The organism is Kitasatospora sp. NPDC101108, assembly GCF_055584725.1.
Genome location: NZ_JBVJLM010000010.1, coordinates 13,638 through 29,008, shown reverse-complemented (window position 1 = coordinate 29,008; position 15,371 = coordinate 13,638). Strand labels below are relative to the sequence as shown.

Annotated in this window: 13 protein-coding genes and 2 tRNA genes; 12 read left to right on the top strand and 3 right to left on the bottom strand. The window is 74.5% G+C overall.

What is annotated here, in order from left to right:
• Nucleotides 1–218 precede the first annotated feature (218 nt).
• Both ACZ6Z8_RS21875 and infA read left to right on the top strand, forming a co-directional pair.
• On the top strand, nt 219–1,022 hold the full coding sequence (locus tag ACZ6Z8_RS21875; RefSeq protein WP_465611720.1) for a GNAT family N-acetyltransferase: 804 nt from the start codon (nt 219–221) through the stop codon (nt 1,020–1,022).
• A gap of 47 nt (nt 1,023–1,069) precedes the next feature.
• Nucleotides 1,070–1,294 carry a translation initiation factor IF-1 gene (gene infA / locus ACZ6Z8_RS21870; protein WP_465611719.1) on the top strand — a complete coding sequence of 75 codons (225 nt, stop codon included), beginning with the start codon at nt 1,070–1,072 and terminating at the stop codon, nt 1,292–1,294.
• A gap of 296 nt (nt 1,295–1,590) precedes the next feature.
• On the opposite strand, the gene ACZ6Z8_RS21865 is transcribed toward infA, so the two are convergent.
• Nucleotides 1,591–3,819 (bottom strand): MMPL family transporter, encoded by a 2,229-nt coding sequence (locus tag ACZ6Z8_RS21865; protein WP_465611718.1) that lies wholly within the window; start codon nt 3,817–3,819, stop codon nt 1,591–1,593.
• Nucleotides 3,820–4,081: 262 nt separating this feature from the next.
• Between ACZ6Z8_RS21865 and ACZ6Z8_RS21860 the strand changes: the two genes are divergently transcribed.
• Together ACZ6Z8_RS21860 and ACZ6Z8_RS21855 are read left to right on the top strand one after the other, a co-directional pair.
• Nucleotides 4,082–4,927 carry an SAM-dependent methyltransferase gene (locus ACZ6Z8_RS21860; protein ID WP_465611717.1) on the top strand — a complete coding sequence of 282 codons (846 nt, stop codon included), beginning with the start codon at nt 4,082–4,084 and terminating at the stop codon, nt 4,925–4,927.
• 214 nt (nt 4,928–5,141) lie between these two features.
• On the top strand, nt 5,142–5,558 hold the full coding sequence (locus tag ACZ6Z8_RS21855; RefSeq protein ID WP_465611716.1) for a hypothetical protein: 417 nt from the start codon (nt 5,142–5,144) through the stop codon (nt 5,556–5,558).
• Between the two features lie 76 nt (nt 5,559–5,634).
• Here ACZ6Z8_RS21855 and ACZ6Z8_RS21850 read toward each other — a convergent pair whose 3' ends face one another.
• Nucleotides 5,635–6,690: a YihY/virulence factor BrkB family protein gene (locus ACZ6Z8_RS21850; RefSeq protein ID WP_465611715.1), complete on the bottom strand. Its 1,056-nt coding sequence runs from the start codon at nt 6,688–6,690 to the stop codon at nt 5,635–5,637.
• 146 nt (nt 6,691–6,836) lie between these two features.
• Between ACZ6Z8_RS21850 and ACZ6Z8_RS21845 the strand changes: the two genes are divergently transcribed.
• The 8 genes from ACZ6Z8_RS21845 (at nt 6,837) to ACZ6Z8_RS21810 (ending at nt 13,876) form a co-directional block, all read left to right on the top strand.
• Nucleotides 6,837–8,069 (top strand): PP2C family protein-serine/threonine phosphatase, encoded by a 1,233-nt coding sequence (locus ACZ6Z8_RS21845; RefSeq protein ID WP_465611714.1) that lies wholly within the window; start codon nt 6,837–6,839, stop codon nt 8,067–8,069.
• 85 nt (nt 8,070–8,154) lie between these two features.
• Nucleotides 8,155–9,246, top strand: coding sequence for a vWA domain-containing protein (locus ACZ6Z8_RS21840; RefSeq protein WP_465611713.1), 1,092 nt, complete (start codon nt 8,155–8,157; stop codon nt 9,244–9,246).
• A gap of 148 nt (nt 9,247–9,394) precedes the next feature.
• On the top strand, nt 9,395–10,060 hold the full coding sequence (locus tag ACZ6Z8_RS21835; RefSeq protein ID WP_465611712.1) for a C40 family peptidase: 666 nt from the start codon (nt 9,395–9,397) through the stop codon (nt 10,058–10,060).
• A gap of 96 nt (nt 10,061–10,156) precedes the next feature.
• Nucleotides 10,157–11,365: a phosphodiester glycosidase family protein gene (locus tag ACZ6Z8_RS21830; RefSeq protein ID WP_465611711.1), complete on the top strand. Its 1,209-nt coding sequence runs from the start codon at nt 10,157–10,159 to the stop codon at nt 11,363–11,365.
• A gap of 142 nt (nt 11,366–11,507) precedes the next feature.
• Nucleotides 11,508–12,338 carry a maleylpyruvate isomerase family mycothiol-dependent enzyme gene (locus ACZ6Z8_RS21825; protein ID WP_465611710.1) on the top strand — a complete coding sequence of 277 codons (831 nt, stop codon included), beginning with the start codon at nt 11,508–11,510 and terminating at the stop codon, nt 12,336–12,338.
• Nucleotides 12,339–12,543: 205 nt separating this feature from the next.
• The gene (locus tag ACZ6Z8_RS21820) at nt 12,544–13,218 is read left to right on the top strand and encodes a choice-of-anchor C family protein (RefSeq protein ID WP_465611709.1); all 675 of its coding nucleotides are present in this window, start codon (nt 12,544–12,546) and stop codon (nt 13,216–13,218) included.
• A 435-nt stretch (nt 13,219–13,653) separates the two neighbouring features.
• Nucleotides 13,654–13,738 (top strand) — tRNA-Ser (locus ACZ6Z8_RS21815).
• Nucleotides 13,739–13,793: 55 nt separating this feature from the next.
• A tRNA-Tyr gene (locus ACZ6Z8_RS21810) sits at nt 13,794–13,876 on the top strand.
• A 118-nt stretch (nt 13,877–13,994) separates the two neighbouring features.
• Here ACZ6Z8_RS21810 and ACZ6Z8_RS21805 read toward each other — a convergent pair.
• On the bottom strand, nt 13,995–15,332 hold the full coding sequence (locus tag ACZ6Z8_RS21805; RefSeq protein ID WP_465611708.1) for a hypothetical protein: 1,338 nt from the start codon (nt 15,330–15,332) through the stop codon (nt 13,995–13,997).
• Nucleotides 15,333–15,371 lie beyond the last annotated feature (39 nt).

Sequence of the window (15,371 nt, the reverse complement as noted above, 5' to 3'; positions counted from 1 at the left end):
CCGGAGCTACGACGCCCTGGAGTGTCGCCGAGTCGTAAATCGGTTGGGCCGGTGCCCCGCCGGCTGCTACCGTCAGCGCAGCCGTGGAAGAGACGCGAGGAGGTGAGACCCATGAAGGCTGTATCCGTGTGGGTGCTCCCCCTTGTCGTCACGGTGGGCGATTGACGTTGGTGTCGCCCGGGAGCGCCTCAGACCAGGCACTTCCGAAAGGCACCACCATGAACCCTTCCCATCCCGCCCCGAACGGGCGCACCGCCGACCACCGCGCCCTCACGCTGGCGCGGGTCCGCGACACCGAGTGGCACGCCGTGGAGGACGACCGGGTGGTCGGCCGCGGCGACGCCTCGCGCCGGCCCGACGGGCGGCTGTTCGTCAGCATCGACGCGTGGCACGACACGGTCTTCGACAGGATCGCCGCCGCGATGCTGGCCGACCTGCGGGCGCCGCTGCACACCGTGGTCGACGAGGACGACCACGCCACGGCCGCCGCCTGGCGGCGCGCCGGCTTCACGACCGCGCACCGCGAGCACGGCTACCGGGTGCCCACCGACCCCCGGGTCACCGGACTCGGTCCGGCGCGGCCCCCGGCGGGCGTCACGATCGTGCCCGCGGGCCTGGCCGAGGAGGCCCCGCTGCACGCCCTGGCGCGCGCCCTCCACGACGAGATCGAGGCCGGCGCCGGCTGGCACTGCGTACCGGCCCAGATTCTGCCCCGCCCGGCGGGCACCCTGGTGGCCGACCCCGCCCGGTACGCGGTGGCGCGCCGGCACGACCGGTACGTGGGGCTGATCCGGGTGTCACCGCCGCGCCGCCCGCGCATCGGCCTGCTCGCCGTACGCGCCGAGCTGCACCGCCGCGGCATCGCCCGGGCCCTGCTGGCCCACGCACTGGAATCCCTGCACCGTGAAGGCACCACCGAAGCGTGGGCCGAGGCGGCGGAGTCCAACCCGGCCGCCACCGCACTCCTCAAGGGCGTCGGCGCCCACCGCACGAGCACCACCCTGCAACTCGTCCACCATTGACGCCTCCCCAGGCCGCACCACGTCACGAATCGAAGAGGTGAATGACCATGACCAAGACAACGAACGGCATCGAAGTCGAAGGCACCGTCGTCGAGTGCCTGCGCAACGCCAACTTCAAGGTCGAACTCCCCAACGGGCACATCGTGCTCGCCCACATCAGCGGGAAGGTCCGGAAGAACCACATCAAGATCCTCCCGCACGACCGGGTGCTCGTGGAGCTCAGCCCCTACGACCTCACCCGCGGCCGGATCCGCTACCGCTACCGCAACTAGCAGCCGGCGGCCACGGCGGCCCGGCACGCTCCCCCGTGGCGTGCCGGGCCGTCACCGGCGGTTCTGCCGCATCCGGGCCGAGCGGCCCGGGCGTCCCGCGGTGTTCCTCGTGGAGGATGCCAGCCCGCAGCCCCGCCGTGTTGGCACTGCGTCGCCACTTCCTTGGCAACGCGTCCACAAGCCGCCCGAACCACCCGCGCCCGCGCCCCCGGCCGGCTCCCGCCGGCCGGACACGGACGGCCGACCGCAGCCGATCCGCCCCGCCCCGGCAGGCCCCCGCCCGGCCGCCAGACCCCCTACGGCCGCTCGCCGACGCCCTCGGTGTCGATGTGCGGCAGCAGCCGGTCCAGGAACCGCGGGGTCCACCAGGCCCCCGCGCCCAGCAGGGTCATCACCGCCGGCACCAGCAGCAGCCGCACGATCGTGGCGTCCACCAGCACGCTGACCGCCAGGCCCAGGCCCATCATCTTGACCACCACGTTGTCGCTGAGGATGAACGCCGCGAACACGCTGACCATGATCAGCGCGGCGCAGGTGATCACCCGCGCGGTGATCTCCAGCGCGTGCGCGACCGAGTCCTGGCTGCGCCCGGTGCGCAGCCAGGACTCGTGGACGCGCGAGAGCAGGAAGATCTCGTAGTCCATGCTCAGCCCGAAGACGATCGCGAACATCATCATCGGCACGTAGCTCTCGATCGGGACCTTCCCCGCGACCCCGAGCGCCGGCCCGCCCCAGCCCCACTGGAAGACCGCGACCACGACCCCGTACGAGGCCGCGATCGACAGCAGGTTGAGCACCGCGGCCTTGACGGCGACGAGCAGGCCGCGGAAGACCGCGAGGATGATCAGGAAGGCCAGCGCGACCACCACCGCGATGATCAGGACCAGCCGGCTGGAGACGATGTCCAGGAAGTCGACGTGGGCCGCGGTGTTGCCGGTCACGTACGTCCTCGCCCCGCTGCCGGCCACCGCGTCGGGCAGCACGGTGTCCGACAGGCGGTTGACCAGGTCGGTGGTGGCCCGGTCCTGGGGGGCGCCCGCCGGGACGACGGTGGCGAACAGCACCTCGCCGTCCGGGCTGGTCTGCAACGGGGTGGTGCTCGCCGCGCCGGGCAGGCCGGTCAGGGCGTGCTGCACGGCGCCCTGCACGCCCGCCCGCGCGCCGGCGGGCACCGCGCCCTGGTCGACGACCACGGTCAGCGGCGCGTTCGCGCCCGGCCCGAAGGCCTGGGAGACCAGGTCGTAGGCCCGCCGGTCGGTGAAGGAGGTCGGGTCGGCCCCGTCGCCGATGTGGCCCAGCTGGATCGAGAACAGCGGCACCGACAGCACCCCGAGCGTGACCACCCCGGCCACCAGGTACCGCCAGGGGTGCGCCTCGACCCGCCGGGCGTAGCGGTGCCAGCTGCCGCCGCCCCGCCCGCCGCCCCCGGCCTCGGCGATCGGACGGCGCACCGCGAACCGGTCCATCCGACGGCCGATCAGCCCCATCAGCGCCGGCAGCAGGGTCAGCGCGCCGAGCACCGCCGACACCACCGTCACGGCCGCCGCCGCGCCGAGCTTGGCGATGAAGGAGATGCCCGACACCGACAGCCCGGACAGCGCGATGATCACCGTGCAGCCGGAGACCAGCACCGCCCGCCCGCTGGTCGCCACCGCCTGCCCGGCGGAGGCGACCGGGTCCACGCCGTCCATCAGGTTCTGCCGGTGACGGGTGAGCAGGAACAGCGCGTAGTCGATGCCGACCCCGATGCCGATCATGGTCGCCAGGGTCGGCGCGACGGTGGCGAACGTGGACAGCGCCGCGACCAGCCCCAGCACACCCAGCCCGACCACGGCCGCCACCAGCGCCGTCAGCAGCGGCAGCCCGGCCGCGATCGCGCTGCCGAAGCCCACCAGCAGCACCACCACCGCCACCGCGAAGCCGATCACCTCGCTGGAACGGTCGTCCGCCGCCGGCCGGGCCAGCTCACCCAGCGGACCGCCGTACTCCACCTGCACCCCGGCCTGGCGCAGCGGGGCGACGGCGGCGTCCACCCCGTCCAGGTAGCCGCGGCCCAGCAGCGTGGGGGAGGTGTCGAAGCGCACCGTGATGTAGCCGGTCAGCCCGTCGGGGGCCAACGGCCCGCCCGGCGGGGCGCTCTGACCGGGCGGCGGCAGCGGGCTCTGCGCGGTCAGCACGTGCGGCAGCTGCTGCAGCGAGGAGACGGCCTGGGAGACCTCCGGCTGGAAGCCGGCCAGCTGCCGGGCGTCGTGCAGCACCACCTGGGAGCTGGTGCCCGCGGCGGCCGGCTCGTGCGCCTGCAGCACCGCCCGCCCCTGCTGCGCCTGGGTGCCGGGCAGGGAGAAGTCGTCCGAGTAGGTGCCGCCGACCGCCCTGTCGGCGGCCTGGACGCCGGCCAGGGCCACGAGCCACAGCACGATGACGACCAGTGAGTGACGCGCGCACCACTCACCCAGGCGGCGCAGCGCCGCCCGTCTGCCGGGGGCCGCGGTGGTGGTCGGGGCGCGGCGGGCGGACGACGGCATGAACGGCTCCCGGGGTCTCCTGCGCGCTGGTGCGCCGCATCGGCGCAGTGTCCCCGCCGGGTGCGGGCCCGCCCACCGGTACCGGCGGGTAGTCGCCCCTCCGGCCCCGGCCCCCCGGCACCCGGCCCCGGCGCCCGGCCCCGGCGCCCGCTCCCGTACGGGGGACCGGGACCCACTTCCCCCGCCCTACCGGTCAGTTGGCTAGACTGCCCCGGCCCGATGTGATCACGAAGGGACAGGGACGAGCATGGGGGAGACCTGGATGACCGCGACCGATCCCGACCCGGCGCAGCCGGCCGGGCCGCAGATCCGCCAGGACATCCCGCACAGCGCCCGGATGTACGACTACTTCCTCGGCGGCAAGGACAACTTCGCCGTCGACCGCGAAGCCGCCGAGCGCGTCCTGACCGTCTTCCCCACCATGCGCACCGCCGTCCGCGCCAACCGCACCTTCATGCACCGCGCCACCCGCGCCCTGGCCCGGCGCGGCCTGAGCCAGTGGCTGGACATCGGCACCGGCATCCCCACCTCGCCCAACCTCCACGAGGTCGCCCAGGCCGTCGAACCGCGCGCCCGCGTCGTCTACGCCGACAACGACCCCGTCGTCCTGGCCCACTCCCGCGCCCTGATGACCAGCACCCCCCAGGGCCGCACCGCCTACGTCCACGGCGACGTCCGCGACCCCGCCTCGATCCTGACCACCCCCCAGGTCGCCGAGACCCTCGACCTGACCCGGCCCGTGGTCCTGTCGATGGTCGCCCTGCTCCACTTCGTCCCCGAGCTCGACGACGCCCACGCCATCGTCCAGCACCTCCTGGACCCCCTGCCGTCCGGCTCCGCCCTGGTCCTCTCCCACGCCACCGCCGAACTCGACCCGCCCGGCGCCTCCAAGGTCGAGGAGATCTACAACCAGGCCGGCACCTCCCTCCGCCTGCGCCCCCGGGCCGAGTTCGCCACCTTCTTCGAAGGCCTGGACCTCCTCGACCCGGGCATCGTCCCGGCCCACCGCTGGCACCCCGAGGGCACCGAGGACACCGCCGACCTGCTGCCGGCCGCCGTCACCGACGCCCAGGTCTCCTTCTACGCCGGCGTCGCCCTCAAGCCCTGACCCCCTGGCGCCCGGCCCCCGGCCCCCGGTCCCTGACCCCCTGACCCCGGTCCCTGACCCTTCCGACCGGGAGCCCGTCCGACTGTTACACGACGGTGACGTTCCGCACACAACCGGTGGCGCCGGGTGAGACGTCTCCAGGAAGGACAGTGCCCGAACCGCACCGCCGGTGCCTCGGGCCGAACGACCACCTCCCCCTGAAAGGGGTGCACCCGTGATCGTCACCAAGCGGAACTCCCTGCGCCTGGCCACCGTCGCCGCCCTCGGCGCGCTGCTCCTCGGGGCGGCGGGCACCGCCATGGCGGCCGCCCCGGCGGCCTCCGCCGCGCCCGTCGTCTCCCTCGCCGCCGCCCCCGCGTCCGCCGGCATCACCGCCAAGCCGTCGGCCACCTCCGTCCAGGCCTGGCAGCTGTTCCGGGTCACCGGCACCACCACCGGCCTCACGGCCGGCAGCACGGTGACCGTCCAGCAGAAGCAGCACGGCGCGTGGGTCACCCTGCCGGCCTCCGTGCACACGACCCGCAACGGCTCCTACTCCCTCGGCGTGAAGCTCGGCATCAAGGGCCCCAATGAGCTGCGCATCGTCAGCGGGAACACCGCCTCGTCCGTGTTCACCGTGACCGTGCGCTGACCCCGCGCCCCCCGGCGGCCCGCCGGGTGCAGCACCCCTGCACCCGGCGGGCCGCCGCCGTCCCGGGCGGCCGGCCCTACCCGGACGGCGGCGCCTTCCCGGCACCCCCGTCCCCGTCCCCGTTCCTGTTCCCGTCCCCGCTCTCCTCCCCGCCCCCGCCCCCCCCCCCCCCCCCCCCCCCGTCCTCGAACTCGACGTTGACGCGCTGCTCCGGCCGCCGCTCCTCCTGGCGCGCGATGGACGACAGGACCTCCTGGTCCGGCCCGGTCAACGGGGGCTGCAGGATGCTGCGCGGCCACAGCCGCCGGTGCAGGACCACGTTGGTCTCGGCGGCGTACACGGTGATCTGGGCGTTCAGGTAGAGCCAGGACAGCAGGCCGATCACGGTGGCGAAGAAGCCGTAGACGGCCGTGGCGTGCCGCAGCTGGTGGGCGACCAGCAGAGCGCCGAAGGCCTGCAGCACGGTGAACAGCGGGCCGGCGAGCAGGCACCCGGGCAGCAGCGCCCGGGTGGGCACGCTCTTGGGCGTGAGAACGCGGAAGCACGCCAGGCACAGGGCGGTGTTGACCAGGGCGGACAGCACCAGCCCGCCGACGCGCGCGGCCGGCCCCGTCAGGGCGAGGGCGACGAGCGTGGCCGCGGAGGTGGCCAGCAGCAGCCCGAGGGCCAGGACGGCGAACAGCAGCAGGCTGCGGGCCAGGCGCGGCCAGTAGCCGGGCCGGACCACCCCCGGCACGTTCCAGATCTCGGCCATGGCGTGCTGGAGGACCTGGGCGATGCCCAGCGTGCCGTACAGCAGGCCGAGCACGGCCACCACCAGGGCCAGCCCGCTGCCCTGCACCGAGTGGACGTTCTGGCGCAGCTGGTCGCCGATGATCGGGAAGTCGGCGAGGGCCGAGTTGACGACGGACTGCTGGGCCTGCGGATGGCCGTGGAGGACGAAGCCCAGGACGGTGCTGAGCAGGAGCAGCAGCGGGATGAGGGCCACGAAGCCGTAGTAGGTGATCAGGGCCGCCAGCAGGCCGCCGCGGTCGTCCCCGTACTTCTTGATCACCCCGACGACCGTTCCGGGGACCCGGAGCCGCTGCTGGGCACGGTCGAGGGCGCGCAGGGCGCGTTCGACGGGGTTCATCTGCCACCTCCGGGCCGGACTCGTCCGTTCGGCCGAGCGCCTACCCCACCGGCGCGCCGGCCACCGCCAACCGCGTGCGGGGCCGCCAACCGCGTGCGGCCGGCCCCGCACGGGGTACACGCCGCGGCGACGGGAGGTGCGAAGCGGTGACCTGCGACGACGCGGTGCTGGGCGGCGCCCTGGCCGAGCTGCTCACCGGCTCCCGGACCAGCGGCCCGGCCGAGCTGCCCGCCCTGGTGCACGAGGCCGCCCGCGCGCTGGGCGCGGACGGCGCACGGGTCTTCCTCGCCGACGTCCAGCAGCACTCCCTCGTCCCGCTGCCCGGCCCCGGGCCGGGGGAGTACGGCCACCGGATCGACATCGAGAGCACGCTCGGCGGCCGCGCCTACCGCCTGCAGCAGACCCAGCTGTCCGCCGGCCCGCCGCCCACCGGCTGGTTCCCCCTGGTCGACGGCATCGAACGGATCGGCGTACTTCGGATCGAAGGCCTCGACCGCACAGCACCGGAGCGCCGCACCATCGAACGCTGCGAGGCGCTGGCCGCCCTGGTCGCCCTGCTGGTGGTCTCCAAGAGCGCCTACAGCGACGTCATCGTCGAAGCGGGCCGCCGGCAGCCGATGAGCCTGCAGGCCGAACTGCTGTGGGCCTTCCTGCCGCCGCGCACCATCGGCACCCACGACGTCACCTCCAGCGCCGTCCTGGAACCCGCCTACGACGTCGGCGGCGACGCCTTCGACCACGCGGTGGCCCGCGGCCACCTCCACGTGTCCGTGTTCGACGCGATGGGCCACGACCTCGCCTCCGGCGGCGCCAGCTCCGTCGCCCTGGCCGCCTGCCGCTCCACCCGCCGCTCCGGCGGCGGCCTGGCGGACATCGCCCGCACCATCGACCGCGCCCTCGCCCGGTGGATCCCGGACCGACTGCTCACCGCCGTCATCGCCGACCTCGACACCGCCACCGGCGAACTGTCCTGGGTCAACTGCGGCCACCCGCCGCCGCTGCTCATCCGCGACGCCCGCGTCGTCCCCGACGCCCTGCGCCGCACCCCCGAACTGCCGCTCGGCCTCGGCTTCCACCAGCACGGGCCGCAACCCGTCCACCACGCCAGGCTCCAGCCCGGCGACCGACTGCTGGTCTACACCGACGGGGTCACCGAGGCCCGCTCGGCCACCGGCCAGCTCTTCGGCGAACACCGCCTGACCGACACCCTGGTCCACCACATGGCCGGCGGCGACCCCGCCCCCGAAGCCCTGCGCCGCCTGGTCCATGCCCTGCTCACCCACCAGGACCACCAGCTGCGCGACGACGCCACCATCGCCCTGGCCGAGTGGCACCCGCGGCGCCACGGGAACGGACGCACTGTCAGTGGCCCCGCCTAGGGTGGGAACCACGACGGAGAGGGCGCCGCGAAGGCGCCCGCGAAGCCCGCCGGAAAACCACCACCGAAAACAGGGGGGCACACCCATGTCCGCGAACAGGATCAAGCACAAGGTCAACCACGTCTCTCTGGTGGTCGACAAGTCCGGCTCGATGCGCCAGCACCAGGCCCAACTCATCCGCGTCGTCGACGAGTTCGTCAAGGGCCTGCAGGAGGAGTCCGACCGCCTCGGCCACGAGACCCGGATCAGCCTCTACGCCTTCGACCACGAAGTGCAGAACCTCGTCTGGGACATGGACGTCAAGCACCTGCCGTCCCTGCGCGGCCTCTACCGCGTCGACAACGGCGCCACCGCGCTCATCGAAGCCGCCGTGAAGTCCGTCGACGACCTGAAGAACATCTGGGAGGGCTACGGCGAGCACTCCTTCCTCCAGGTCGTCGTCACCGACGGCGAGGAGAACGCCTCCGGCTTCTCCCAGACCGGCCGGATGCACACCCGCATGAACAACGGCCAGGGCACCACCGTCCTGCGCACCTGGCGGGACCGCATCCAGGGCGCCATGGACGACCTGCCCGAGCACTGGACCTCGGCCATCCTCGTCCCCAACTCCCTGGCCAAGCGCACCGCCCAGGAGTACGGCTTCCCCGCCGGCAACATCGCGATCTGGGACGCCGACTCCAGCAAGGGCGTCGAAGAGGCCATCGGCACCGTCAAGTCCGCCGCCACCAGCTTCCTGCGCGGCCGCGAACAGGGCGTGCGCGGCACCAAGAACCTCTTCGCCATGGGCCAGGACCTCAACACCGCCGAGGTCAACGCCAAGCTCGACGCCCTCGACACCGGCAAGTACATCCTGATCCCCGTCGACCAGGCCACCGCCATCCGCGACTTCGTCACCAGCGCCGGCCACCAGTACCGCACCGGCTGCGCCTTCTACGAGCTCTCCAAGCGCGAGAAGATCCAGGGCAACAAGCAGCTCGCCGTCGCCGAGAAGGACCCGGCCACCGGCCGGATGACCGGCCGCGTCTTCTCCGGCCCGGCCGCCCGCCAACTCCTCGGCCTGCCCGCCGCCGAAGCCACCGTCAAGCCCGGCGACAACCCGAACTACACCGTCTTCGTCCAGTCCACCTCCGTCAACCGCAAGCTCGTCCCCCACACCAAGCTCCTCGTCCTCCTCTGACCCCCCGCACCGCTCGCCGCACCGGCCCCCAGGGGGCAGCGGGGAGGACGCGGCAAGGAGGTGGTGGCGGGGACACGCTCCGGGGCCGGGAGGGTGACGGTGTCTCCCATCGGCGGCCCCCGTGGTATCAAAGCCCCGGTCAGCGGGTGTGGGACGTTCGGGACGGCCACGATCGGGCCTTGCGCCGGGGCGCTCGCGGGCAGACCGGCCGGACCGGCGGCAGTCGACCGAGTCCTGCCGGCCGCCCCCGACCGCCCACGCCCTGACCGTCGACGGCGTCGTCGGCACGGCCGTCAAGAACGCCCTCTACACCAGCACCCCCACCCCGCTGCCCAGCGGCGCCGTCGACCCCACCAAGGTCCTGAACGCCGCGAAGTCCTACCTCGGCGTCCCGTACGTGTGGGGCGGCGGCCACTCCCTGCGCGGCGAGGGCCCCGGCCCCTCCCTCGGCACCTGCGACGGCTACACCGGCTCCATCCAGCCCTGCCCGGCCAACACCACGGCCGGCCTGGACTGTTCGGGCCTGGTCCGGGCGGCCTTCTGGTTCGGCGCCGGCCTCGACCTCGCCAACGGCGGCGACACCACCGAGCAGACCCTGGACCGCCACCTCACCCCCATCACCGAGTCCCAGCGCCGCCCCGGCGACGTCGAGTACTTCGGCACGGACGCGCACAACACCACCCACGTCGTGCTCTACGCCGGCACCGACCCGGCCACCGGCGCGGACATGATGTACGAGGCCAAGGAGACGGGCACCGACGTCCACTACGTCGGCCTGCGCACCGGCGGCTACTGGTACCACGTCACGGCCTGACCCCGGCCCCGGGAAGCCCGCGCCGTTCGGCCGACCGGCCGACGAAGGGGAGGCCTCGGCGCGCCGGCCGACCGGGCCGGCCGCCAGCATGAGGGCATGAAGACCGTCCTGCGCTGTGCGGCCGCCCTGGTACTGGCCGCGGCCCCGGCCGGCCCGGCGGCCCCGCCCGTCCGGGCCGAGCCGGCCGGGAACTGGGCGGCGCTCGCGCCCGGAATCGGCTACCGGGAACTGACGGTACGCACCGCCCACGGCCTCGCGCGGGTCTACGCCGTCCGCGCCGAGCTGCGCCGCCCCGGCGTACGGGCGGACCTGCTCTTCCCCGGCGCGGTGGCGGCCCGGGCGCCGCTGACGCGGCTGGCGGGGGAACGCGGGGCGGTGGCGGCGGTGAACGGGGACTTCTTCGACATCACCGAGACGCAGCACCCGGGCGTCCAGGCCACCGGGGCGGCCTCCGGGCCGGCCGTCCACCGGGGCAGGGCGCTGAAGGCGGCGGTCCCGGAAGCCCAGCGGTTCGGCTGGCGGCCACCGCCGGGCGACAGCGACCGGGACGTGCTCGGGGTCGGCGTGGACGGGGTGGCCCGCACCGCACGCCTGACGCTCCGGGGCCACCTGTGGACCACGCGCGGCGTCCGGCCGCTGGGCGGGCTGAACCAGTACGCCCTCCCGGTCGGCTCGATCGGCGCGTTCACCTCCGACTGGGGCGAGGCCTCCCGGGCCCGGGCGGCCTGCGGGAGCGACGAGTCGCGGCAGGCCGCCTGCACCACGGACACCTGGGAGCTGACGGTCCGTCACGGACGGGTGGTGGCGGCCTCCGCCACCCCGGGCAGCGGCCCGATCCCGGCCGGAAGCACCGTACTGCTCGGCCGCGAGGCCGGGGCCCGGGCGCTGGCCGCCCTGCCCCTCGGCTCGCCGGTCGCGGTGGACCACCGCCTGGCGTCGAGCGAACCGGTGCCCTTCACCTTCGCCCTGGGCGCCTACTCCCTGCTGCGGGGTGGAAGGCCGCCGGCGGGGCTGGACTCCACCGACATCGAACCGCGCAGCGCGGTCGGTCTCACGGATGGCGGCCGCACGCTGACGCTGCTGTCCACGGACGGCCGCGAGGGCACCTCCACCGGCCTGACCCTGACCGAACTCGCCCGGGTGGTGGGCGATCTCGGCTGCCCGGACGGCGTCTACCTGGACGGCGGCGCCTCGGCCACCCTGGTCACCCGCGACCCCGCCACCGGACGCCTCACCGTGCGCAACCACCTCGACCACGACCAGGAACGCCCGATCCCCAACGCCCTCGCCGTCTTCGCCGGATAGGCCCGCCCCCGCTACCGCGCCCACCTCCAGACCCCGTCATGTCCCCGATCCCGCCCGCCCGCCCGGCCCCCGGGCGGGGCCCTCCACCCCCTCCGTGCGACGACTCTGGACAGCGGCAGGGGAGTCGGCCACCCTCACCACCATGAACGCCCCGTACCGCCCGCACCGGCCCGCCGCCACCCCCCGTACCGCCCGCGCCGCGCTGTTCGACGCGGTGACCGCGGTCGGCGACGAGGCCGTCGCCCTGCTCGCCGACTGCCGCGGCGACACCCCGGTCCCCGGATCCGAGTGGACGGTCGCCGAGGCCGCCGCCCACCTGGCGACGGCCAACGAACTGATGGCCGCCCTGGCCGCCGGCGAGGAACGCCCGTACGGGGACGGCACCCCGGGCTCGCTCGCCGCGGCGAACGCCGCCTCACTCGCGGACCGGACCGAACGGCACCCGGCCGTCCTCGCCGCGCAGATCGCCCGGCAGGCACGGCAGTTCACGGCGGCGGCCGCCCCGCGCGCCGGCACCGAACCGGTGCGGACCCCGCTCGGCGCGATGGACCTGGACACCCTCGGCGCCTACCTGCTCACCCACATGCTGGCCCACCTCTACGACATCGCCCTCGCCCTCGGCCGCCCGCACCCGCTCGACCGCCGGCGCGTCGCACTGACCGTGCCGTTCCTGCGCACCGCCATGCCCCGGGTCGTCGACCCCCGCGCCGCGGCCGGCCACAGCGCCTGCTACCGCCTGCGGATGCGCGGCCTGGAAGGCTTCGCCGTGACCTTCACGGACGGCGCCGCCGTGGTGAGCCAGGAGCCGCCGCGCCGCCAGGACTGCACGATCCTCACCGAGCCGGTCGCCTTCTTCCTCATCGCCCTCGGCCGCTACAGCGCCACCGACGCCCTCCTGCGGGGCAAGGTCCTCGCCTGGGGCCGCCGCCCCTGGCTGGCCCCCGCCTTCGCCCGCCTCTTCGCCGCCCCCTGACCACTCGCCACTGTTGTCCAGCCGGTTGAAGCTCTGCTGCAGCACGTCGCCGAGCCGGCCGGCCTCGTGGCCCGCGGGCCAAGAAACCACGCCCGCGGGGGAAGCTGACACACGGTCGGCCGAGCCGACGGGCGGCCACCACGACTTCCGGCTTGCATGGAGCCGACAGTGCCCGCACGCGGCACACCTCGTGGAAGGTTCCAGAATGACGCTCGCCCCTCGACGCGCGGCGGTGCTCGCCGCCGCCCTCGCCGCGGTGTTCTCACTCCCGTCGCTCGCGCACGCCGACGCCGCCCCCGCCCCCGCCCACCAGAGCTCCCGCGGGCCGGACGGCAGACACGAGCTGATCAAGGACGGCGGCTTCGAAATCCCCCTGGTGGCTCCCCCCGGGGCCGACCACCAGACCTTCCTCGCCGGGCAGCACATCGGCCCCTGGCTGGTCGGCACGCCCGTCGGCCAGACCACCCCGGGCCAGGTCGACCTGACCAACGACCTCGACTGGCTGCCCTACGAGGGCCGGCAGAGCCTGGACCTCAACGGCCTCACCCCGGGCTCGGTCTCCCAGACCTTCCCCACGACCCGCAACACCGTCTACACACTGACCTACGCGCTCGCCGGGAACCCCGACGGCCCGCCCGCCATCAAGACGGGCGACGTCCGCATCGACGGCCAGCTCTTCCAGAACTTCTCCTTCGACACCACCGGCAAGACGAAGACGGACATGGGCTGGGTCAAGCACGAACTGACCTTCGTGGCCACCGGCCCGTCCACGACCCTGACCTTCGAGAGCACCACTCCCGGCGACTTCGGACCGGTGATCGACGACGTCACCGTCACACGCCCGGAGCACGACGAGCACGACGAGCACGGGGACCACTGACCGACCACCACGAGGACCGGCGGGAGGACGCCCCCGCCGGTCCTCGGCGCGAAGACCCCACGGCCCGTCAGCCCACTCCACCCGCCCACCCCCGAGGCCGCCGGCCGGCCCGCTCAACCGACCCCACCGGCCAACAGCTCTACCTCTGCGCGCCCTCGGCCTGAGCCCCACCCCGGGAGGCCCCACCACCACCGGCCTCCCGGGGCGAAAACCGGTTGCCCGCGCCGCCGACGGTCCGGCACTGTGGGCACATCGCGCCACACGCCCGAGGAAGGAGCGCGACCGTGAACAGCACCACCCCTGTCCAGTCGTATCAGCGCTCCTCCAGTCCCCGGTCCACCGGGACGTCCTCGTAGTGCGCCGACCGGCCTGAGGCCGGGCCGCCCCGGGGAGTCCCCGTACGGGCGGCCCTTTTCCGTGCCGCCAGCAGCATCCGGAGAGTTGGCCGAGTGGTAAGGCAGCGGCTTGCTAAGCCGTCGTCGGGTGAAAGCCCGCGCGCGTTCGATCCGCGCACTCTCCGCGCAACGCGGCGCAATCACGCAGGACCCGGCACCCGTGGGGGTTCGGGCCCCCAAGGGCGAGCTGGGCACCGGAGAGCCCAAGGGTCTGTAACACCCCCGCCTCGGCTGTGGCGGTTCGAATCCGCCCTCGCCCACCAACCGCCGCGCACCGCCGCCCCACCGCGGGTCGACCGACCCGGTCCGCGGACAGGTCAAAGCCCTGCCCGCGGACCGGACCGGAGTACCGCCCGATCCGGCGTCAGCCGGGGCCCGCCGTCACGCGAAGCGGGAGCTGCGGACCGGCCCGGAGGAGCGGACGCGGTCGCGCGGGCCGGCCGCGGGCCAGCCCACCGCGCGGGCGGCGAACGCCGTGAGGACGTCGTCCGTGTCGGGCGGGGTTTCGCCGTCGCCCTCCGGGGCGGTCGGGGCGGCGGCCAGGACCGCCTCGGCGAGTTCCTCGGCCGGGCGCGGGTCGGGCTCGTCCTCCTGCGCTTCGCCGTCCTCGCCGAAGCGCAGCCCCGGCTCCCACGGGGCGTTCACGATCTGCCCCAGCAGCGTGGAGACGTCGGCCGTCACGGCCGGCGGGTCGGTCCAGCAGGTGGCGTGCTCGAAGAGCAGCTGCCCCTGCGCCCGCTCGTTCAGCTGCGCCACCTCGTCGGGATCGCACTCGTTCAGGTCGTACGCGACCACCAGCACATCCGCCGCGTCCGGCCGGTAGGGAGCCGCCGGCACGCCGAGCAGCCGCGCTGCCGCCAGCCCCAGCGCCCGGCTGCCCCGGTCGGCCAGCAGCCCGACCGAGGCGGGCCGGCGGCCGGTGGCGGCCAGCACGGTGCGCAGCCGCTCCAGGCCGTAGTGGCAGAGCCCGAAGTCGTCCTGCAGGTAGGCCCAACGGCCGGTCATGCCCTGGTCGAACCCGTGTGGCGACAGGGTGGTGAGCAGGCCGCCGGTGAGCACGTAGTGCCAGCCGCGCAGGTCCTGGTCGTCGGCCGGCGGCAGGGCCGCGGCCCGCTCCAGCATCCGCCCGACCCGCTGTGCCGGGCCCGCCCAGACCCCTTCGGGGGCCGACAGGGCGTCGTACATCTCGCGGGCCAGGGGTATCCGGCCGGCCATCAGTGCGTTGTAGACCGTCAGGTACCGGTCGGGCCAGTCGTCGAGGCGGGCGTCGTGCTCGCGCAGTACGGCCAGGGCCTCGGTGTGCCGCTCGCAGCCCTCCAGGGCGGAGACCAGCTCCAGCAGCACCGTGCGCAGGCCGGGCTGCCGGGCGGCCGGCGGCTTGGGCTTGCGGCGGAACAGCCCGGTGCGGGCCGTGGTGGTGGGCGGTTCCTGGACCAGCCGCAGCGCCTCCCGCAGCGCGGGGACGGCCACCGCGTCGATGCCGCGCTCGACGCAGGCGTAGCCGTAGGTGTAGAGGCGGTCGGCGTCACCGGGCCCGGCCGCCAGTGCTGTCGATGCCTGTGCCAGGTCCTCGAAACCGGCGCCTTCGGCCAGCCTGGCCACCAGCGGTGCGATGTCGGCGGGCGGGAGGCGGTCCGCTGCGAAGCGCAGCACCCGCATCGATCCCTGCGAGTCGCCGGACTCGAAGAGCTCCCAGGCTTCGGACAGTTCGGTGGCCATGTGTCTCCGGGGTTGGGGGGTGTCAGGACCTCAGGATGA